Source organism: Streptomyces sp. SPB074, from assembly GCF_000154905.1.
Classification (GTDB): domain Bacteria; phylum Actinomycetota; class Actinomycetes; order Streptomycetales; family Streptomycetaceae; genus Streptomyces.
Window position 1 is genome coordinate 1,913,905 of the sequence record NZ_GG770539.1, and the last position, 18,944, is coordinate 1,932,848.

Consider the following 18,944-nt stretch of genomic DNA (forward strand, 5'->3'; position numbering starts at 1 on the left):
TTTCGCTGACGTGCGGCGCCCGCGGGTGTCAGCCCGTCAGGCCGAGGCGGCGGGCGGCGGAGGCGGCGTCCACGGGGATGACGGTGGGGCGCGGGGCGCCCTCGGTGGCGCGGTCGGGGTCCTTGAGGCCGTTGCCGGTGACCGTGCACACGATGCGCTGCCCCGGGTCCACGAGGCCCTGTTCGGCGGCCTTGAGCAACCCGGCGACCGAGGCCGCGGAGGCGGGCTCCACGAAGACGCCCTCTTGCCCGGCCAACAGCCGGTAGGCGGCCAGGATCTGGCGGTCGGTCACCTCGTCGATGAGCCCGCCGGACTCCTCGCGCGCGGCGAGCGCCTGCTGCCAGGAGGCCGGGTTGCCGATCCGGATCGCGGTGGCGAGCGTACGGGGGTCCTTGACGACCTCGCCGCGCACGATCGGCGCCGAACCGCTCGCCTGGAAGCCCCACATGCGCGGGGTGCGGCTCGCGACGCCGTCGGCGGCGTACTCGCGGTACCCCTTCCAGTAGGCCGTGATGTTGCCCGCGTTGCCGACGGGGAGGACGTGGATGTCGGGTGCCTCGCCCAGCGCGTCCACGATCTCGAAGGCGGCCGTCTTCTGGCCCTCGATGCGCACCGGGTTGACCGAATTGACCAGCGAGACCGGGTAGTTGTCGGCGAGCGCGCGGGCGAGGGTGAGGCAGTCGTCGAAGTTGCCGTCCACCTGGAGGATCTTCGCGCCGTGCACGAGGGCCTGGCCCATCTTGCCGAGCGCGATCTTGCCCTGCGGCACGAGCACCGCGCTGACCATGCGGGCGCGGACCGCGTAGGCGGCGGCCGAGGCGGAGGTGTTGCCCGTGGAGGCGCAGATGACCGCCTTCGCGCCCTCCTCCTTGGCGCGCGTGATCGCCATCGTCATGCCGCGGTCCTTGAAGGACCCGGTCGGGTTCGCGCCCTCGACCTTGAGATACACCTCGCAGCCGGTGCGCTCGGAGAGCACCTGCGCGGGGACGAGGGGCGTGCCGCCCTCGCCGAGCGTGACGACCTCGGTCGTGTCCTCGACCGGGAGCCGGTCCCGGTACTCCTCGATGATGCCGCGCCACTGGTGGACCATGACTGCCTACTCTCCTTCAACCCGCATGATGCTGGCGACGCCCCGGACGGTGTCGAGCTTGCGCAGCGCCTCGACGGTGCTGCTGAGGGCCGCGTCGGCGGCCCGGTGGGTGACGACGACGAGGCTCGCCTCGCCGCTGCCGTCGCCCCGGCCCTGCTGGCGCACGGTGTCGATCGACACGCCCTGTTCGGCGAAGACGGTCGCGACCTGGGCGAGCACCCCGGGTTTGTCGGCGACGTCGAGACTGATGTGGTAGCGCGTGACGACCTCGCCCATCCCGGAGACGGTCAGTCCCGCGTACGCGGACTCGCCGGGCCCGGTGGCGCCCGCGAGCCGGTTGCGGCAGACGGCGACGAGGTCCCCGAGGACGGCGGACGCGGTCGGGGTGCCGCCCGCCCCGGGCCCGTAGAACATGAGCCGCCCGGCCGCCTCGGACTCCACGAAGACCGCGTTGTACGCCTCGCGGACGGAGGCGAGGGGGTGGCTGAGCGGCAGCATCGCGGGGTGGACGCGGGCGCTGACGCCGCGGCCGTCAGCGCCGCGCTCGCAGATCGCGAGGAGCTTGATGGTGCAGCCCATGGCGCGCGCGGAGGCGAAGTCGGCGGCGGTCACCTCGGTCATGCCCTCGCGGTGCACGTCGTCGAGGCGGACGCGGCTGTGGAAGGCGATCCCGGCGAGGATCGCGGCCTTGGCGGCGGCGTCGAAGCCCTCGACGTCGGCGGTCGGGTCGGCCTCGGCGTAGCCGAGCGCGGTGGCCTCGTCCAGGGCCTCCTGGTAGCCGGCGCCGGTCGCGTCCATCTTGTCGAGGATGAAGTTCGTCGTGCCGTTGACGATGCCGAGGACGCGGTGCACCTGGTCCCCGGCGAGGGATTCGCGCAGCGGGCGCAGCAGCGGGATGGCGCCCGCGACGGCGGCCTCGTAGTAGAGGTCCCTGCCGTGCCCGGCGGCGGAGGCGTGCAGCGCGGGGCCGTCCTTGGCGAGGAGCGCCTTGTTCGCCGAGACGACGGAGGCGCCGTGCGCGAAGGCCGTCGTGATGAGGGTGCGGGCGGGCTCGATGCCGCCGATGACCTCGATGACGACGTCGAGGTCGCCGCGTTCGACGAGCGCCGTCGCGTCCGTCGTGACGAGCGCGGGGTCGATGCCCTCGCGCACCTTGTCGGGACGGCGCACGGCGACGCCGGCGAGTTCGACGGGGGCGCCGATGCGGGCGGCGAGGTCGTCGGCGTGCGTCGTCATGATGCGCGCCACCTCTGAGCCGACTACCCCACAGCCAAGGAGCGCCACCTTCAGCGGACGCGTGCGCATCATCCGACCTCGTTTCGTCTTTCCGTGTCGTTCCGCGGGGCTCCGGGTCCGTGTCGCGGAGCCCGGGGAACGCGGAGCCTGTGTGTCGCGGTGGGTCCAGTCTCACGCACCGCCCCGGGGTTTCAGCCCCGCGTCCGATGCGTGAGACAAGCATTCCGTACGGGTGCGGGGCGCCGTGACCCGCCCCGCCACGACGCCCCGTCCCCTCGGCCCGGTTCAGCCGACGTCGAGCCGGAGCAGGTCCTCCTCCGTCTCGCGGCGCACGACGACGCGGGCGCCGCCGTCCCGTACGGCCACGACGGGGGGGCGCAGCGCGTGGTTGTAGTTGCTCGCCATCGAGCGGCAGTAGGCGCCCGTCGCCGGTACGGCGAGCAGGTCGCCGGGCGCGAGGTCGGCCGGCAGGAAGGCGTCCCGCACGACGATGTCGCCACTCTCACAGTGCTTGCCCACGACGCGGACGAGCATCGGCTCGGCGTCGGAGACGCGCGAGGCGAGCGCGACGGAGTACTCGGCGTCGTAGAGCGCGGTGCGGATGTTGTCCGACATGCCGCCGTCGACGGAGACGTACGTGCGCAGCCCCTCCAGGGGCTTGATCGTCCCGACCTCGTACAGCGTGAAGGCCGTGGGCCCGACGATGGCGCGGCCCGGCTCGACGGAGATGCGGGGCACGGCGAGCCCGGCGCTCTCGCACTCGCGCGTGACGATGTCGCCGAGCGCCTTGGCGATCTCGTGCGGCTCGCGCGGGTCGTCCTCGGAGGTGTAGGCGATGCCGAGGCCGCCGCCGAGGTCGATCTCGGGCAGTTCGACGCCGTGCTCGTCGCGGATCTCGGCGAGCAGCCCGACGACGCGGCGCGCGGAGACCTCGAAGCCCGCCATGTCGAAGATCTGCGAGCCGATGTGCGAGTGGATGCCGACGAGTTCGATCCCGTCGAGGGTGAGCGCGCGGCGCACGGCCTCGGCGGCCTGTCCCCCGGCGAGCGCGAGGCCGAACTTCTGGTCCTCGTGCGCGGTCGCGATGAATTCGTGGGTGTGGGCCTCGACGCCGACGGTGACGCGGATCTGCACGCGCTGGACGCGGCCGTGGGCCTGCGCGGTGTGCGCGACGCGGGCGAGTTCCTGGAAGGAGTCGACGACGATGCGGCCGACCCCGGCGGAGACGGCCCGCTCGATCTCGGCCGCCGTCTTGTTGTTGCCGTGGAAGGCGATGCGCGCGGCGGGCATCCCGGCGTCGAGCGCGGTGAGCAGTTCGCCGCCCGAGCAGACGTCGAGGTTGAGGCCCTCCTCGTGCAGCCAGCGCACGACGGCGCGGCTGAGGAACGCCTTGCCCGCGTAGAACACGTCGGCACCCTCGCCGAAGGCGGAGCGCCAGTCGCGGCAACGGGCCCGGAAGTCCTCCTCGTCGAGGAAGTAGGCGGGCGTGCCGAACTCCTCGGCGAGGCGCGTGACGGGCACGCCGCCGACGCTGAGGGCGCCCTCCTCGGCGCTCTCGCGGCGGACGGTGCGGGCCCAGACCTTCGGGTCCAGGGCGTTGAGGTCGGCGGGCGGGGCCGCGTAGTGGCCCTCGGGCAGGACGTCTCCGTGGCGGGGACCGGCAGGGTGGGCGGAACGGCTCATGGCTGTCGTGCTCTCTATCGTTCAGACGTACTGGGGCGCGCTGATGCCGAGCAGGGTCAGGCCACCGGCGAGCACCGTCCCGGCGGCTTCGGCGAGGGCCAGCCGGGCGCGGTGGGCGGCCAGGGGTTTGAGCCCGCCGAGCGGGAGCAGCCCGCCGGTGCGGTCGTGGAAGCCGAGGAGGGCGTCGGCGAGGCGTACGAGCCGGCGCGCGAGCCGGTCGGGTGCGCGGTGCTCAGCGGCGCGGAGCAGCACGGCGGGGTGCTCGGCGAGCAGCGCGAGGAGCGGGGCGGCCTCGGGTCCGCTGTCGCCGGGCTCGGGCCCGTAGCCGAGGTCGGCGGCGTTGCGCACGAGGGCGCGGGCGCGGGCGTGCGCGTAGCGCACGAGGAAGAGGGGGTTCTCGACGCGCTGCACGAGGAGGCCGGCGTCGAGGCGGGGCCGCTCGGCGGGAGCGGTGTGCAGGAGGGCCCAGCGGCGGGTGTCGGGGTCGAGGGGCGCGGTGGCCTCGTACGGGGGCGCGGCGCGCAGGGGCTCGCCGCCGGTGGCGTCGAGGCGGGCCTCGCCGCCCTGGGCGCGGACGAGGCGGACGAGGGCCTCGGCGAGGACGTGCGCGCGCGCGCCGTCGGGCCGCAGTACGAGGCGTTGCCCGGCCAGGGCGTCGCCGGGGCGTCCGGCCTCGGCGACGACGTCCCGTTCGTAGGAGGCGGGGCCCGCGAGGCGGAAGTTGAGGAAACCGGGCCCGGTCACGCGGACCTCGGCGAGCCGCGGATCGTGCCGCAGCCGCTCGCGCAGCAGAGCGGCGAGGGCGAGCGGCGAGGTCCGGGCGGGCCCGGCCGCGAGCAGCGCGACGTTGCAGGCGTAGTCCCCGTACCCCCCGGGCCGCGGCACGGCGACGGTCACCCGCTCCGCCACCCCCTCGCTAACCTCGGCCACCGCGCCCTCGCGCACGGCGTGCCGGAGCGCACCGAGGACGGTGCGCGAGAGCTCTGCGGGGGTCACGGGTCCAGCGTAGGGGAGGGGGGTGGGGTGGGGGCCAATGGACGGGGGGCGGGGTCCGGCATGTGGACGGCCCCGGGCTCACTCCCCCTCCTCCGCGCCCTCCCCGCGTTCGGCGGCGACGCGGCGGCCGCGCTCGGCGAGTTCCCGTACGGCGGCCACGAGGCACTCGGGCTCGAAGGGCTTGGCGAGGAAGAGGTCGATGTCGGGGAGCGCGCGGCCGACCTCCTCGGCGCTGGAGGCGCTGACCATGGCGAGCGGCACGTGCCGCGTGCGCGGGTCGGCGCGCAGCCGCTCGGCGGTGCGCACCCCGTCGAGCCGGGGCATGACGAGGTCGAGGGTGATGACGTCGGGCCGCACCTCGTGCACGATCTCCAGGCACTCGGCACCATCGGCCGCGGTCACCACCTCGAAGCCTTCCAGTTCGAGATTGACCCTGATCAGCTGCCGGATCATCTTGTTGTCGTCGACCACAAGGACCCGGCCGGTCGCCCCTGGCACACCGCAGAGCCTAGGCGCGCCGCCCACCCCTCGTCCCGGCTTTCCCCACATCCACCCCCACGGAGGGACCCGCCCGGACGCCCGTGCGGACCCCTTCCGACCCCCGCAATACCTGGTCACCCCCACCCACCCGAAGCTGATACTGTTCTACCCGTCGCCGCCTCACAGCGGCCGGCACGCCCCCGTAGCTCAGGGGATAGAGCAACGGCCTCCGGAGCCGTGTGCGCAGGTTCGAATCCTGCCGGGGGCACTCGCCAGAGATCAGCGGAAACGCGGCGCTGAGCTGGGCGGATGCCGAGAGGGAAGGGCGGGAGTCGGTCACCGACTCCCGCCCTTTCTCGTTGCCTCAGGGAGGCTGAGGGGTCGCGGCGTCGCGGTCGCTAGGACGCCTTTCGGCGGGATGCTGTCGTCTTCTTCTTCGGGGTCTGCTTCTTCGCCGTGCTCTTCTTCGCCGCTGCCGTCTTCCTCGCCGGGGCGGGTTTCTTCGCTGGTGTCGTCTTCTTCTTCGGGGGTGCCTTCTTCTTGCGGTCTTCCAGGTGGTGGACCTCGGCGACCTCCTCGCCCGAGGGGTCGTCGCCGCGGGATTTCTGGGCGGCCTTCACGCTGTTCTCCAGGGCCGCCATCAGGTCGATGACCTTGCCGCCGCCCGCCGGGCGTTCGGGGGCCGGGAGGTCGTGGCCCTCGGTCTTCGCGGCGATCATCTCCTCGACGGCCTGCCGGTAGTCGTCGTGGAGGTCGTTCACGTCGGCCTCGCCGAGGGTGTCCATGAGGGACTCGGCGAGGTCGAGTTCCTTGTCGCGGACCTTGACGTCCTCGGTGGGGGCCACGCCCTCGGGGACGCGGATCTCGTCGGGCCAGTGCAGGCCGTGCAGGACGATGACGTCGCCGACGACGCGGAGCATCCCGAGGCGTTCCTTGCCGCGCAGGGCGAACTTCGCGAGCGCGACGCGGTGGCCGCGCTTGAGGGCCTCGCGCAGCAGCGTGTACGGCTTCGCGGCGTTCGAGCCGCCCGAGGCGAGGTAGTAGGCGGCGTCCATCTGGAGCGGGTCGATGCTGTCGGCGGGGACGAAGGCGACGATGTCGATCGTCTTGGTCGTCGGCAGCGGGAGCGAGGCCAGGTCCTCGTCGGTGATGGGGATGAGGCCGCCGTCGGCGCCCTCGTACGCCTTGCCGATCTCGTCGCCCGAGACCTCCTTGTCCTCCAGTTCGCACACCTTGCGGTAGCGGACCCGGCCGCCGTCCTCGGTGTGGATCTGGCGGAAGGAGACGGTGTGGTTCTCGGTCGCGTTGACGAGCTTCACCGGGATGCTGACCAGGCCGAAGGAGACCGCGCCGTTCCAGATCGATCGCACGTCGCTGCCTTTCGCCGGAGGGCTCCCGCCGTGGACTCGCGCCGGGAAGGGTGAGTGACCGCTTTGCGTGGAATTCTTATTGTATGACGCCGATCACGCATGTGGCGGGGCGACGGCTCGCGCTGAGCAATCTGCAGAAGGTGCTGTACCCGGGCGACGGCTTCACGAAGGGCGAGGTCCTGCACTACTACGCCGGGGTCGCCGGGGTCATGCTGCCGCATCTGCGGGACCGGCCCGTCTCCTTCCTGCGCTACCCGGACGGGCCCTCGGGCCAGCGTTTCTTCTCCAAGAACCCGCCCCCCGGTACGCCCGAGTGGGTGCGGGTCGCCCGGGTCGAGCGCTCGGACGGGGCCGGCGAGCAGGTGGTGATCGCCGACCTGCCCTCGCTCATGTGGGCGGCGAACCTGGTGACGGAGTTCCACACGCCGCAGTGGCGGCTGGACGGGCGGGGGCGGGCGGACCGGCTCGTGCTCGATCTCGACCCGGGCGAGCCCGCGACGGTCGTGGAGTGCGCCGTCGTCGCCCGGTGGCTGCGGGAGCGCTTGGCGGCGGACGGGCTGACCGCGTACGTGAAGACCTCGGGCTCCAAGGGCCTGCACCTGCTCGCCCCGCTCGTGCCCGCCCCGTCGTCCGAGGTCACGGCGTACGCGAAGAAGCTGGCCGTGGAGGCGGAGGGGGAGCTCCCGGACCTCGCGCTGCACCGCATGACGAAGAAGCTCCGCGCGGGCAAGGTCTTCGTGGACTTCAGCCAGAACGCCGCCGCGAAAACGACGGCGACCCCGTACACCCTCCGCGCCCGCGACCGTCCCACCGCCTCGGCCCCGCTGACCTGGGCGGAGGTCGAGCACTGCGAGGCCCCGGAGGACCTGGTGGTACTCGCCCAGGACATCCCGTCCCGCCTCAAGAAGCACGGCGAACTGCTCGCCCCCCTGGTGACGGGCGAGGGCGCGGGGGAACTGCCGTGACGGGGCGCGAGAGGGGCGGGAGAAGCGGGAGGAGCGGGAGGAGCGGGAGGAGCGCGGGAAGCGCGGCGAGCGGGCGCGAAAGCGGGAGCGGGGAAGGCCCCGCGAGCACGCGCGGGAGCCGGGAACGCCCCGCGAGCGGGCGCGGCGGCAGGGGTGCGGGGGCCGGGCCGCGTCGGGCGGTGCGGGGTCCGGGAGCGGGGCGCCGGGCGGGGCGGGTGTCGTGAACGGTCTGCCTCCCGGGTTCCGGCTGCCGCTCCGTGCCGCCCTCGCCGAAGCCGTCGACCGGCTGCCCGCCGGGGCCGGGTGGGTGTACGAGCCGAAGTTCGACGGGCATCGGCTCCTCGTGGTGCGCGGGGAGGACGTCGTGCTCCAGGCGCGGTCGGGGCGGCGGGTGACCGGCGCCTTCCCCGATCTCGTGGAGGCGGCGGAGCGCTTGCCCGCGGGGACCGTGCTCGACGGGGAGGTGGTGGTGTGGACCGGGGGACGCACGGATTTCGCCGCCGTGCAGCGGCGGGCGGCGGCGACGGCCGCGCGGGCCCCTGCGCTCGCGCGGGCGCTGCCCGCCTCGTACGCCGCCTTCGACCTCCTCGCGCTCGGCGGCGAGGACCTGCGCCCGCACCCGTACGCGGAACGCCGCGCCCGGCTCCTCGGCCTGCTCGCGCCGCTCGGGCCCCCGCTCCAGGCCGTGCCCGCCACCGAGGAGCGCGCGACGGCCCTCCAGTGGTACGAGGCGCTCGCCGGGACGGGCGTCGAGGGCATCGTCGCCAAGCGGGCGCGGCAGGGGTACCCGGGCGGGCGGCGCGCCTGGCGCAAGGTGCGGCACCGCGACACGAAGGACGCGCTCGTCCTCGGGTACGTCGGGGCGCGGCGCGCACCGAGGCTGCTCGTGCTCGCCCTGCCGGGTGACGGCACCCCCGTCGCATCGCGCCCGCTCGCCCCCGCGCTGCGGGCCGGGGCCGCAGGCGCGCTGCCCGCCGACGAGGAGGGGGCGGACGCGGGACTCGTCACCGCCGCCGGGGTCGGCGAGGTCCCGTTCACGCGGGTGCGGCCCGGCGGGGTCGTGGAGGTGCGGCGGGAGACGACGCGGCAGGGGACCGTGGAGGCGGTGCGGTTCCGGGGAGGGCGCGGGGAGTGAGCGCCGGGTCGTGACGCCTTGTGGTCTTTTGCGATCTCTCGATGGGCCTTTTACGTTGATTCGTGACCATCTGTGGTCACTTCATCGCACTTCAGGGAGTCGTCCATGCCGCACCGGAAACCCGTAGCGCTCGCCCTCCTCGCCGCCGCCCTCCTCTCCCCCGCCGCCGCGGCCCACGCCGCCGCGCCCCAGGCCGACCCGGCCCACGCCGCCGCGACCCCCGCCGCCGCGACCCCCGCCGACCCGGCGCCCCGTACCGCCTTCGGCGAGACCCCGGCCAGCGCGCACGGGCTCGTCGTCGCGCGCGAGGGCCTGACCCTGCGGGACGCGCCGCGCCGCGCGGGGACCGAGGTCGGGCGCCGCCCGTACGGCGGCGCCGTCGCGATCCACTGCGCCATGCGCGGTGAGCTCGTCCAGGGCGAGGACCGCTGGTTCCTGCTGACCGACGGGACGTGGGTCGCCGCGCCGAGCCGGTCGATCGAGACCGAGGGCGTCCCGCGCACCTGCTGACGGCCCATCGGGGGCGCGGGTCCGCCCCGGCGGACTCCGCCTCGCATAACGGGACAATCCGCACCCCGCTTGCTACGTTCCCGGCATGACCGGAACCAGGACGGCGGACGCGGCGGCGGGCCTCGCGGCGCGCGCCGTGCCGCCGCTCCGCCGGCGGGGGGTCGAGCTCGGGCTGCTCGTCCTCGCGGTCGGCCTGGTCCTGCTCGGGTACGTGGCCGTGGGACTCACGCGCGAGGACCGGGTGCCGCCCGACGCGCTGCGCAACCTCGCGGGGCTCGCGGGCCTCGCGCTCCTCGCCCACCTGGTCGTGCGCCTGCGCGCCCCCCTCGCCGACCCGCTCCCGCTGCCGATCGGCGTCCTGCTCAACGGCATCGGCCTCGTCCTCATCTACCGGCTCGACCTCCAGACCCCGGGCGACCGCGCCGCGCCCGCGCAGCTCGTGTGGTCGATGACGGGTTTCGCGCTCTTCCTCGCCGTCGTGGCGCTGCTGCCCGACGACCGCCTCCTCCAGCGCTTCGCCTACCTCGCGATGCTCGCCGCGCTCGTCCTGATGATCGTGCCGATCTTCTTCCCGGCCGTGAACGGGGCCCGGATCTGGCTGCGCCTCGGGGACTTCTCCCTCCAGCCCGGCGAGTTCGCGAAGGTGCTGCTCGCCGTCTTCTTCGCGAGCTACCTCGCCGCGAACCGCGAGGCGCTGCGCCACACGGGCCGCAGGCTGCTGTGGACGCGGCTGCCGAGCGCCCGCGTCCTCGGGCCGGTCCTGACGGTGTGGCTGCTGAGCGTCGGCGTCCTCGTCCTGGAGCGCGACCTCGGCACCTCGCTGCTCTTCTTCGGGCTCTTCGTCGTCCTGCTGTACGTCGCGACGGGACGCACCGGCTGGATCGCGGCCGGGCTCGTCCTGGCCGCGCTCGGGGCGTGGGCGGTGGGCACGCTGGAGCCGCACGTGCACCAGCGCGTCGAGGACTGGCTGCACCCCTTCGCCTCGATCGACGCGGGCGCCGGTCCCGGCCAGCTCGCGCAGTCCCTCTTCGCCTTCGCCGCCGGGGGCTTCACCGGCACCGGGCTCGGCGCGGGGCACTCGGTCCTCATCGGCTTCGCGACGAAGTCCGACTTCATCCTCGCGACCGCGGGCGAGGAACTGGGCCTCGCGGGGCTCACGGCGCTCTTCCTGCTCTACGCGCTGCTCGTCGCGCGCGGTTTCCGTACGGGCCTCGAACTCCCTGACACCTTCGGGCGGCTGCTCGCGACCGGGCTCGCCTCGATCGTCGCGCTCCAGGTCTTCGTCATCGCGGGCGGCGTGACGGGCCTCATCCCGCTCACCGGGATGGCGATGCCCTTCCTCGCGCAGGGCGGCTCCTCGGTCGTCACGAACTGGGTGATCGTGGCGCTGCTGCTGCTCATGAGCGACCGGGCGGCCCGCGCGGCGGACCCGCGGGAGGCACCGGAGGGCCCGGAGACGGGCTGGGTACGAGGCGGGGCGGGCGCGTGAGCCGCTACCAGCGGCGCGCCGCCTTCTTCTGCCTCCTGCTCCTGGTCGCCCTCGTGCTCAACGCCGTCCGCGTCCAGCTCGTCCGCGCCTCCGCCTACGACCACAACCCGGCCAACCGCCGGGCCGCCATCGCCCGCTGGGACCGCCCGCGCGGGGACATCCTCGTCGGCGGGCACCCGGTCACCGGCTCGCGGGACACGCGCGAGCAACTGCGGTACGAGCGCACGTACACGGACGGCCCGCTCTACGCGCCCGTCACCGGCTTCGCCTCGCAGGTGTACGGGAGCACGCTCCTGGAGCGCGCCGAGGACGGGCTCCTGACCGGCGCGGACCCCGGCCTGCGCGCCGTCCCGCTCTGGAACGACCTGGTCCGCGCGCGGCCCCGGGGCGGGAACGTCGCCACGACGATCGACCCGAAGGCGCAGCGCGCCGCCTTCGACGGGCTCGCGGGGCGCACGGGGGCCGTCGCCGCGCTCGACCCCGCCACGGGCCGGGTCCTCGCGCTCGTCAGTTCGCCCTCGTACGACCCCGGCGTGCTCTCGGGCACGGGCCGCGCCGTGACGGCGGCCTGGGCGCGGCTCACGGCCGATCCGGCGCAGCCGCTCCTCAACCGGGCGCTGCGGCAGACGTACCCGCCGGGCTCGACGTTCAAGATCGTGACGGCCGCCGCCGCGCTGGACTCCGGGGCGGTGCGGGACGTGGACGAGGGGACGGGCGCGCCCGACCCGTACCGGCTGCCGGGGAGCGCGACCCGGCTCGCGAACGAGGTGGAGGGGTGCGGGGACGCGAGTCTGCGGTACGCGTTCCGGTGGTCGTGCAACACGGTGTTCGCGGCGCTCGGGGTGCGCACGGGGCTCGGCGAGATGACGCGGGCCGCCGGGCGCTTCGGCTTCGGCGCCGCGACGCCCGGCATCCCCTCGCCCGTCGTGCGCTCCGTCTTCGGCACCCGGCTCGACAAGGCGCAGCTCGCGCTCTCCTCGATCGGCCAGTACGACACGCGGGCGACGCCGCTCCAGATGGCGATGGTGGCCTCCGCCGTCGCCTCCGGCGGGGCGCTGCCGCGCCCGCGGCTGATCGAGCGCACCACGACGCGCGAGGGGCGCCTCGTGGACGCGCCGCCCTCGCGCACGCTGCGGCAGGCCATGAGCCCGTCCACGGCGGCGCGCCTGCGCGCGCTCATGGTGGACGCGGTCGAGAAGGGCACCGGGCGGCGCGCGGCGATCGAGGGCGCGACGGTGGGCGGCAAGACGGGCACCGCGCAGCACGGCGTCGGCAACAAGGGCACCCCGTACGCCTGGTTCGTCTCGTGGGCGCAGGGGTCCGGCGCGCCCTCGCCGCAGGTGGCGGTGGCGGTCGTGGTCGAGGACGCCTCGGCGGACCGGGGCGAGATCAGCGGGGGCGGGAACGCGGCCCCGATCGCGCGGGCGGTGATGGCCGCGGTGGTGGGCGAGGGGAAGAGGGGGCGGCGCTGAGGGCCCGGGGGCGCGGCGGTCTTCCCCGGCCACCCCCGGGCCGTGCGCGCCTCCCTCAGCAGACGCCCTTGCCGCCCGGGCAGTAGGGCTTCGTCATCTCCGCGCGCACCTGCCCGGCCCGCTTCGCCGCCGCCGCGAGATCGATGTCGGCGGCCTTCGCCGCGACGCTCTTCGGGGTGATCTCGGCGATCGTCGCCGCCGTGTTGCCGTCCGCCCAGGCGCACATGGGGAAGACGACGGTCACCGAGCCCTGCGTCGTGGACATCGTCTGGCAGCTCACGACCGTGTTCCCCTTCGTGGCGCCCTTCGCGCCGCCGAAGCCCTTGGCGGGCGCGAGCAGTTCGGCGCCCTTGGCGCTGGCCGCGCCCTTGAGCATCGCCGCGCGCGTCGCGTCGGGCTCGCGGATGCGCCCGTTGAAGCCGGAGACGACGAGCGAACCGCCCCCGCCGTCCCCCGGCTTGCCGACATAGGTGACGACGACGGCGGTGGCGTCGCGCACGTCGCGGGCGCCGCGCGCCTCGGTGTTGATCTTCGCGCCCTCGTTGCGCGAGAGGTCCTGGTCCCGCGTGTAGGCGCCGTCGAGGAGGGTGGCGGGCGGCGCGAGGCGCTGGTGCACCTCGGGGAAGCCCGCGTCCGGGTCGGAGCCGCCGCCACCGCCCCGGGTGAGGAGCACGGCGCCGAGGACGGCGAGGACGGCGACCCCGGCGCCGATGCCGAGGAACAGGTTCCGCCGCGACCCGCGCGCGGGCGCCGGTTCGGGGTCGCCGAAGGCGGGCGTCCCGGTCGCGGCGGCACCGGGGGGCGCGGCGGGGCCGTACAGGCTGTCGTAGGCGGCCCCGTACGAGCCCTGCGGGCCCGGCCCGGAGGACACCGCTCCCGGCGGCAGCGCGGCGGGGGCCTGCGGGGGCGAGGACTGGGGCTGCTCGGCGTGGGGCTGCTCGGCGTGAGGCTGCGCGGCGTGGGGCTGCTCGGCCTGCGGGTGCTGGGCCTGCTGGTGCTGGGCCTGCTGGTGCTGGGCCTGCTGCGCGAAGGGCTGGGGCCCGCCGTACGGGGTGCCGTACGGGGCGGGCTGCGGGGGGCCGTAACCGGCCGGGGGCTCCGGGGACCAGTTCCCGTAGGCGTCGGGGGCCGCGGGGGGCTGCTCCCCGTAGGACGCGGGGGGCTGCTCCCCGTAGGACGCGGGGGGCTGCTCCCCGTAGGACGCGGGGGGCTGCTGCGCGTACGGGTTCCCGTAGGGCGCCTGTTCGCCGTAACCGCCGTGCCCCTGCTGCCCGTACGGCTGCGGGGGCCCCTGCTGCCCGTACGGGTCCTGGGCCGGGTAGCCGTACCCGGCCGCCCCGTCGCGCGGGTCGGGCTGCTGCTCGTAGGGGTACGGGGGCTGCGCGGGCGGCTCGCCGGAGGGGACTCCGTGGGGGTCTCCGTAGGGAGCTCCGTGCGGGTGCTGCGGCGGCGGAGGCGTGGACATGGCCAAACGGTAGGCGATGCGCGGCACCGCCGGGACACGCGTGCCGCGTCCGGCGCCTCAACGCAAAGTTCCGGCAAGGGGATTGACGCCCTTACTGACACGGAGTCTCATAGTGGTGTGACCGCCGGTAACCCGGCCGGAGCCGGCACGACGGAGAACGAGGGTGGCAGGCACATGGCGACGGTGACGGACTTCGCGCTCCTCCGTGACGCGCTCGGGACGCTCAAGGACAGGGAATCGGTGGCCGAACGGCTCCTGGAGTCCTCGGCGAAGCACTCCTTCGACCCGGACAAGGAACTGGACTGGGACGCGCCCTTCGAGCCCGGCAAGTGGTTCTGGCCGCCGGAGCTGGTCTCGCTCTACGGGACGCCGATGTGGGAGCGGATGAGCGAGGAGCAGCGCATCACGCTCTCGATGCACGAGGCGGCCTCGCTCGCCTCGCTCGGCGTGTGGTTCGAGATCATCCTCATGCAGCTGCTCGTGCGGCACATCTACGACAAGGACATCACGAGCGCCCACACGCGCTACGCGCTCACCGAGATCGCCGACGAGTGCCGGCACTCGATGATGTTCGCGCGCCTGGTGAAGACCGGCGGTGTGGACCCGTACCCGGTCACCCGCTTCAACCACGCCATGGGCCGCGTTCTCAAGACCGTCTCGACCACGCCCGGTTCCTTCGCCTGCACCCTGCTCGGCGAGGAGATCCTGGACTGGATGCAGCGGCTCACCTTCCCCGACGCGCGCGTGCAGCCGCTCGTGCGCGGTGTGACCCGCATCCACGTCATCGAGGAGGCGCGGCACGTGCGCTACGCGCGCGAGGAGCTGCGGCGGCAGATGGTGACGGCGCCCAAGTGGGAGCGGCACCTGACACGGGTCTCGGCCGGGGAGGCGGCGCGGATCTTCTCGGTGGCCTTCGTCAACCCGGACGTCTACACGAACGCGGGGCTCGACCGGCGCGAGGCGCTGCGGCAGGTGAGGTCGAGCGCGCACCGCCGCGAGGTGATGCAGAACGGCGCGAAGCGGCTGACGGACTTCCTGGACGACATCGGGCTGATGGAGGGCGTGGGCCGCCGCCTGTGGCGCTCCTCGGGGCTGCTGGCCTGAGCGGGGCCCCCGCGTGGAGCGGGAGAGCACTCCCCCGCCCCGCGCGAGGCGCCGCGCGCGCCGCTCGGCGACACTGGACGCGTGAAGAGCGAGAACGTCGTGTTCGTGGGCGGCCCCCTGGACGGCCGCGTCCTCCCGGTGCTGACCGGGCCCACGGGCCAGCCCCCGAAGCAGTACAAGGTCCCCGTCCCCGGACCGGACGGCGAGACCCTGCTCGTCTACAACCGCGAGCCGAAAAGGCGCCGGGGCAGCAGGCTCGGGATGGCGCGCGGCTGGCGGTACGTGCACGACCCCGAGGGCAGGGTGCAGCGGCGCCGCTGGCCCTGGCGGCGCCCCGAGCGGGCGTGAGCGCGAGCCCGCTCCTGGGCCGGGCGGGCCCAGCGGATGGGCGGGCCCGCTCCCCCGCCGGGCGGGCCCGCGCGGTGGCGGTCAGGCCGCGGGCCGCACCGACGCCAGGTAGGCGTTCGTCTTCTCCGGCTCGAAGAAGAAGTTCTCGAAGTCGGCCGGATCGTTGAAGCCGTTGGCGAAGCGGTCGGCGACCGGCTGGAGCTGACCGGCGGCGCCGATCAGGTTGAGGACGTGCTCCGGGGGGACGCCGAGCATCGCGTTGGTCCACTTGACGACGTGCTGCGCCGTGTCCCAGTAGCGGTCGAAGGCGGACCGCATCCACGCCTCGTCGAACGGCTGGTCGCCGTGCTCGACGATCGAGGACAGGTAGCTCGCCGCGCACTTGGCGGCGGAGTTCGAACCCTGGCCCGTGATCGGGTCGTTGGCGACGACGACGTCCGCGACGCCGAGCACGGCCCCGCCGCCCGGCAGCCGCCCCACCGGCTTGCGGACGGTCGGCGCGTACCGGCCGGAGAGGGTGCCGTTCGCGTCCGTCAGCTCGACCTTCGTGGCCCGCGCGTACTCCCAGGGCACGAACCGCTCCATCAGCTCCAGCGTCAGCGCGAGGTGCTCGGAGGGGTCCTTGACGCCCTTGAAGGCGTCGAGCGGGCCGCCGGGGACGCCCTCCCAGAAGAGGATGTCGGCGCGCCCGGTGTTGGTGAACGTCGGCATGATGAACAGCTCGCCGACGCCGGGGACCAGGTTGCAGCGCACCGCGTCGAAGTCGGGGTGCTCGGGGCGCGGGGCGAGGCCGTGCACGTAGGCGACGGCGAGGGCGCGCTGCGGGGCGTCGAAGACGGAGCGCGAGGCGTCCCGTTCGAACATCGAGACCAGTTCGCCCTTGCCCGCCGCGACGAGCACGAGGTCGTAGGTGCGGGAGAAGTAGTCGAGGTCGCCGACGGCCGCGCCGTGGATGACGACCTGGCCGCCGCGCTGGGCGAAGGTCTCCATCCAGCCGGCCATCTTCACGCGCTGGTCCACGGACTGCGCGTAGCCGTCGAGTTTGCCGACCCAGTCCACGGCCCGGCCGGAGTCGGGGGCGGCGACCGAGACGCCGAGGCCCTCGATGCGCGGGGCCTGGTTCTCCCAGAAGTTCAGCTCCAGCTCGCGTTCGTGCTGGAGCGCCGTGTGGAACATGCACTGCGTCGACATGACCCGCCCGGAGCGGATCTCGTCGGCGGTGCGGTTCGACATGAGGGTGACCTCGTAGCCGTGCGACTGGAGGCCGAGAGCGATCTGGAGACCGGACTGCCCGGCCCCCACGATGAGTATCTTCCGCATGTGCGCGGTTCTCCTTCTCCGGGGCGGGCGTCCTGGGCCGCGGCGGGGCGGGGCGCCCGGGGATGTACGGGACGTCGTCGCCGGCCCGGTTCCCGCACGGGTCGTCCTACCCCCGTACGGGAACCGGCATCCCCGCCTACTCGGGCAGGGCGTCGAGCGCGTGACCGACGAGCGCGAGCAGGGTCTCGACCACCGATATCCTGCGCCGCGCATCCATGATCATCACAGGTACGCGCGCGGGGATCGTCAGCGCCTCCCGTACGTCCTCGGGCGCGAAGCGCTCCGATCCGTCGAAATGGTTCACGGCGACGACGTAGGGCAGCCCGCAGCTGTCGAAGTAGTCGAGCGCGGGGAAGCAGTCCCCGAGCCTGCGGGTGTCGGCGAGCACGACGGCGCCGACCGCGCCGCGCACGATGTCGTCCCACATGAACCAGAACCGCTGCTGACCGGGCGTGCCGAAGAGGTAGAGCACGAGGTCGTCGTCGAGCGTGATGCGCCCGAAGTCCATGGCGACCGTCGTGGTCGTCTTCTCCGGGATCGCCGAGAGGTCGTCGGTGTCCTCGCTCGCGCGGGTCATGACGGCCTCGGTCTGGAGCGGCACGATCTCCGAGACGGCGGCGACGAGGGTCGTCTTGCCGACGCCGAAGCCGCCAGCGACCACGATCTTCGTGGAGGCGGGGGCCCGGCTCGTGTCGAGCTGCCAGGGCTTGAGGTCCTCCTCGCCGGGCTCGGGGGCGCGGGCCGGGGCGCGCGTGCCGACGTAGGCGGGTTGCGGGCGGCCGAGGAGATCAGAGGCGGCGGAGTCCACTCAGCACCCTTTCGAGCAGCGCGCGGTCGGGCTGGCCGGGCTGCTGCCCGGTGCCGTAGACGCGGATCTTTCCCTGGTCGGCGAGGTCGCTGAGCAGTACGCGCACGACCCCGAGCGGCATCCGCAGGAGCGCCGCGATCTCGGCGACCGTGCGCATCCTGCGGCACAGCTCGACGATCGCGCGCATCTCCGGCATGACCTTGGTGCGCAGGTCGCCGTTGACGAGCTCGGGGCGTTCCTGCGGGGCTTCGAGCGCGGCGACGAAGGTCTCCACGAGCAGGACGTGCCCGAAGCGGGTGCGGCCCCCGGTGAGGGAGTACGGGCGCACGCGGGATGCTTTGCGGTCGGCTCCCCTGGTCGGGAGCTTCGGACTCTTGGGCTCGCTCACTGGCCGGCTCCCTTCGCCGGGCGCGCGCCCGGCACCGCGCCGGGGTCCTCACGGGGGGTCTCGCCGGGGGTCTCGCCCTCCATCGACTGCCGCAGTTCGCTGCGGAGTTCGGGCGTCAGGACGTGTCCGGCGCGGCCCACGAAGAGGGCCATGTGGTAGGCGACGACGCTCATGTCGCAGTCGGCGGCGGCGTGCACGCCGAGGAGCGAGCCGTCGCTGATGGCCATGACGAAGAGCGCTCCCTCCGCCATCGCGACCATGGTCTGCTTGACCCCGCCCGCGTCCATGAGCCGGGCAGCGCCGACGCACAGGCTGCCGAGCCCCGAGACGATCGTGGCCAGGTCGGCGCTGGAGCCGCGCGGGCCCTGCGGGCGGTCCGCCTCGGAGGGGGCGCGCTGGTGGTCGGGGTCGGAGGAGAGCAGCAGCAGCCCGTCCGAGGAGACGACGGCGACCGACAGCAGCCCTGGCACCTCCTCGACCAGGTTGGTGAGCAGCCACTGGAGGTTACGGGCCTCTTTGCTGAGGCCGTAACCGGTCCGGTCGCCGCCCGGCGTGGTTGGGTCGACGGTGCGTGCCGTACCTGTCGTACGGCCGGGCGCAGTCACCTGCGTTCCTCCTCGGCTGAGTCCCCCTCGGCTGGTACCTCACGCGCGTCCGCCGTGGTCGGGGCGGCGGGCGTGCGGGTGCTCCCGGGGCCCGCGGCGGCGCCGTCCCGGGCGGGTTCCCCGTCCTCGGTGCCGGGAGGGGTCAGGCTCCCGGTCTCCTCGGCGAGGGCGGCCTCCACGTCCTTGCGGCCCTGGGTGGCCCCCTGGTGGAAGCCGCCGAGCCTGCGGCGCAGGGCCTCGGCGTCCACGCCGGGGGTGGCCGTGCGGGGGGCGGGGGCGGGCGCCGAGATCTTCGGCGTGCGCTTGGGCAGGCCCTTGTCGGTGACCCGGTCCCAGTTCTCCACCCGCTCCGCCGCTGCGGCCTCCGCCTCGGCGGTGTCCGGGATGCGCGTGTGGGCGTCGGGTCCTATGGCGTAGGGCGAGGCGGGTGGCGGGTCCTCGGGCGCAGGGCCGCCGGTGGGCGGCTTCCTCGCGCGCGAG

18 protein-coding genes, 1 tRNA gene and 1 pseudogene are annotated in these 18,944 nt (G+C 74.4%); 8 read left to right on the top strand and 12 right to left on the bottom strand.

Features of this window, described 5'->3' with window-relative positions:
* Positions 1-28: 28 nt before the first annotated feature.
* The 5 genes from thrC to SSBG_RS07630 all read right to left on the bottom strand — a co-directional run bounded on the left by thrC (position 29) and on the right by SSBG_RS07630 (position 5,503).
* A complete protein-coding gene (gene thrC, locus SSBG_RS32070; protein WP_008745617.1) occupies positions 29-1,090 on the bottom strand; it encodes a threonine synthase in 1,062 nt (353 codons plus the stop codon).
* A gap of 6 nt (positions 1,091-1,096) precedes the next feature.
* Positions 1,097-2,398, bottom strand: a complete 1,302-nt coding sequence (locus tag SSBG_RS32075) for a homoserine dehydrogenase (RefSeq protein ID WP_199781349.1) — start codon at positions 2,396-2,398, stop codon at positions 1,097-1,099.
* 213 nt (positions 2,399-2,611) lie between these two features.
* Entirely contained in the window at positions 2,612-4,009 is a 1,398-nt protein-coding gene (gene lysA / locus SSBG_RS07620) for a diaminopimelate decarboxylase (protein ID WP_008745619.1), read from the bottom strand.
* A 21-nt stretch (positions 4,010-4,030) separates the two neighbouring features.
* A complete protein-coding gene (nrtL, locus tag SSBG_RS07625) occupies positions 4,031-5,005 on the bottom strand; it encodes an ArgS-related anticodon-binding protein NrtL (RefSeq protein WP_008745620.1) in 975 nt (324 codons plus the stop codon).
* Between the two features lie 78 nt (positions 5,006-5,083).
* A complete protein-coding gene (locus SSBG_RS07630) occupies positions 5,084-5,503 on the bottom strand; it encodes a response regulator (RefSeq protein ID WP_199781350.1) in 420 nt (139 codons plus the stop codon).
* A gap of 178 nt (positions 5,504-5,681) precedes the next feature.
* Between SSBG_RS07630 and SSBG_RS07635 the strand changes: the two genes are divergently transcribed.
* Positions 5,682-5,753, top strand: a tRNA-Arg gene (locus tag SSBG_RS07635).
* 130 nt (positions 5,754-5,883) lie between these two features.
* On the opposite strand, the gene SSBG_RS07640 is transcribed toward SSBG_RS07635, so the two are convergent.
* Entirely contained in the window at positions 5,884-6,855 is a 972-nt protein-coding gene (locus tag SSBG_RS07640) for a Ku protein (RefSeq protein ID WP_008745622.1), read from the bottom strand.
* Positions 6,856-6,938: 83 nt separating this feature from the next.
* Here SSBG_RS07640 and ligD point away from each other — a divergent pair, with 83 nt between their 5' ends.
* From ligD to SSBG_RS07665, 5 genes are all read left to right on the top strand, one after another.
* Positions 6,939-7,820 carry a non-homologous end-joining DNA ligase gene (gene ligD / locus SSBG_RS07645; protein WP_008745623.1) on the top strand — a complete coding sequence of 294 codons (882 nt, stop codon included), beginning with the start codon at positions 6,939-6,941 and terminating at the stop codon, positions 7,818-7,820.
* A 220-nt stretch (positions 7,821-8,040) separates the two neighbouring features.
* Complete coding sequence (locus SSBG_RS07650; protein WP_008745624.1) at positions 8,041-8,955, top strand: DNA ligase; 915 nt, start codon at positions 8,041-8,043, stop codon at positions 8,953-8,955.
* Positions 8,956-9,060: 105 nt separating this feature from the next.
* Positions 9,061-9,465 carry a hypothetical protein gene (locus tag SSBG_RS07655; RefSeq protein WP_037869180.1) on the top strand — a complete coding sequence of 135 codons (405 nt, stop codon included), beginning with the start codon at positions 9,061-9,063 and terminating at the stop codon, positions 9,463-9,465.
* An 85-nt stretch (positions 9,466-9,550) separates the two neighbouring features.
* Positions 9,551-10,954, top strand: a complete 1,404-nt coding sequence (locus SSBG_RS07660) for an FtsW/RodA/SpoVE family cell cycle protein (RefSeq protein ID WP_008745626.1) — start codon at positions 9,551-9,553, stop codon at positions 10,952-10,954.
* Positions 10,951-12,426, top strand: a complete 1,476-nt coding sequence (locus SSBG_RS07665; protein WP_008745627.1) for a penicillin-binding transpeptidase domain-containing protein — start codon at positions 10,951-10,953, stop codon at positions 12,424-12,426. The genes SSBG_RS07660 and SSBG_RS07665 overlap by 4 nt, the downstream gene beginning before the upstream one ends.
* A gap of 55 nt (positions 12,427-12,481) precedes the next feature.
* On the opposite strand, the gene SSBG_RS07670 is transcribed toward SSBG_RS07665, so the two are convergent.
* On the bottom strand, positions 12,482-13,891 hold the full coding sequence (locus tag SSBG_RS07670; RefSeq protein WP_050776872.1) for a hypothetical protein: 1,410 nt from the start codon (positions 13,889-13,891) through the stop codon (positions 12,482-12,484).
* A gap of 174 nt (positions 13,892-14,065) precedes the next feature.
* Here SSBG_RS07670 and SSBG_RS07675 point away from each other — a divergent pair, with 174 nt between their 5' ends.
* Positions 14,066-14,995: an AurF N-oxygenase family protein gene (locus SSBG_RS07675; protein WP_008745629.1), complete on the top strand. Its 930-nt coding sequence runs from the start codon at positions 14,066-14,068 to the stop codon at positions 14,993-14,995.
* Positions 14,996-15,076: 81 nt separating this feature from the next.
* Positions 15,077-15,343 (top strand): hypothetical protein, encoded by a 267-nt coding sequence (locus SSBG_RS07680; RefSeq protein WP_008745630.1) that lies wholly within the window; start codon positions 15,077-15,079, stop codon positions 15,341-15,343.
* Positions 15,344-15,424: 81 nt separating this feature from the next.
* Here the strand turns inward: SSBG_RS07680 and SSBG_RS07685 are convergent, their stop codons facing one another.
* The 5 genes and pseudogenes from SSBG_RS07685 to SSBG_RS07705 form a co-directional block, all read right to left on the bottom strand.
* Positions 15,425-16,663 carry a styrene monooxygenase/indole monooxygenase family protein gene (locus SSBG_RS07685; RefSeq protein WP_008745631.1) on the bottom strand — a complete coding sequence of 413 codons (1,239 nt, stop codon included), beginning with the start codon at positions 16,661-16,663 and terminating at the stop codon, positions 15,425-15,427.
* A gap of 136 nt (positions 16,664-16,799) precedes the next feature.
* Entirely contained in the window at positions 16,800-17,471 is a 672-nt protein-coding gene (locus SSBG_RS07690) for a GTP-binding protein (protein WP_008745632.1), read from the bottom strand.
* On the bottom strand, positions 17,452-17,859 hold the full coding sequence (locus tag SSBG_RS07695; RefSeq protein ID WP_008745633.1) for a DUF742 domain-containing protein: 408 nt from the start codon (positions 17,857-17,859) through the stop codon (positions 17,452-17,454). Before SSBG_RS07695 ends, SSBG_RS07690 begins: the two co-directional genes overlap by 20 nt.
* Positions 17,856-18,464, bottom strand: coding sequence for a roadblock/LC7 domain-containing protein (locus SSBG_RS07700; RefSeq protein WP_008745634.1), 609 nt, complete (start codon positions 18,462-18,464; stop codon positions 17,856-17,858). Before SSBG_RS07700 ends, SSBG_RS07695 begins: the two co-directional genes overlap by 4 nt.
* Positions 18,461-18,944: pseudogene (locus tag SSBG_RS07705) on the bottom strand (histidine kinase); the annotation flags it as partial. The gene SSBG_RS07700 and the pseudogene SSBG_RS07705, both read right to left, overlap by 4 nt.

What these genes read in the sequence shown, in the direction of transcription:
- SSBG_RS07660 (WP_008745626.1), top strand. Translation starts at nt 9,551, where the DNA reads ATGACCGGAACCAGGACGGCGGACGCGGCGGCGGGCCTCGCGGCGCGC.
- SSBG_RS07655 (WP_037869180.1), top strand. Translation starts at nt 9,061, where the DNA reads ATGCCGCACCGGAAACCCGTAGCGCTCGCCCTCCTCGCCGCCGCCCTC.
- ligD (WP_008745623.1), top strand. Translation starts at nt 6,939, where the DNA reads ATGACGCCGATCACGCATGTGGCGGGGCGACGGCTCGCGCTGAGCAAT.
- SSBG_RS07675 (WP_008745629.1), top strand. Translation starts at nt 14,066, where the DNA reads ATGGCGACGGTGACGGACTTCGCGCTCCTCCGTGACGCGCTCGGGACG.
- SSBG_RS32075 (WP_199781349.1), bottom strand. Translation starts at nt 2,398, where the DNA reads ATGATGCGCACGCGTCCGCTGAAGGTGGCGCTCCTTGGCTGTGGGGTA.
- thrC (WP_008745617.1), bottom strand. Translation starts at nt 1,090, where the DNA reads ATGGTCCACCAGTGGCGCGGCATCATCGAGGAGTACCGGGACCGGCTC.
- SSBG_RS07685 (WP_008745631.1), bottom strand. Translation starts at nt 16,663, where the DNA reads ATGCGGAAGATACTCATCGTGGGGGCCGGGCAGTCCGGTCTCCAGATC.
- SSBG_RS07670 (WP_050776872.1), bottom strand. Translation starts at nt 13,891, where the DNA reads ATGTCCACGCCTCCGCCGCCGCAGCACCCGCACGGAGCTCCCTACGGA.
- lysA (WP_008745619.1), bottom strand. Translation starts at nt 4,009, where the DNA reads ATGAGCCGTTCCGCCCACCCTGCCGGTCCCCGCCACGGAGACGTCCTG.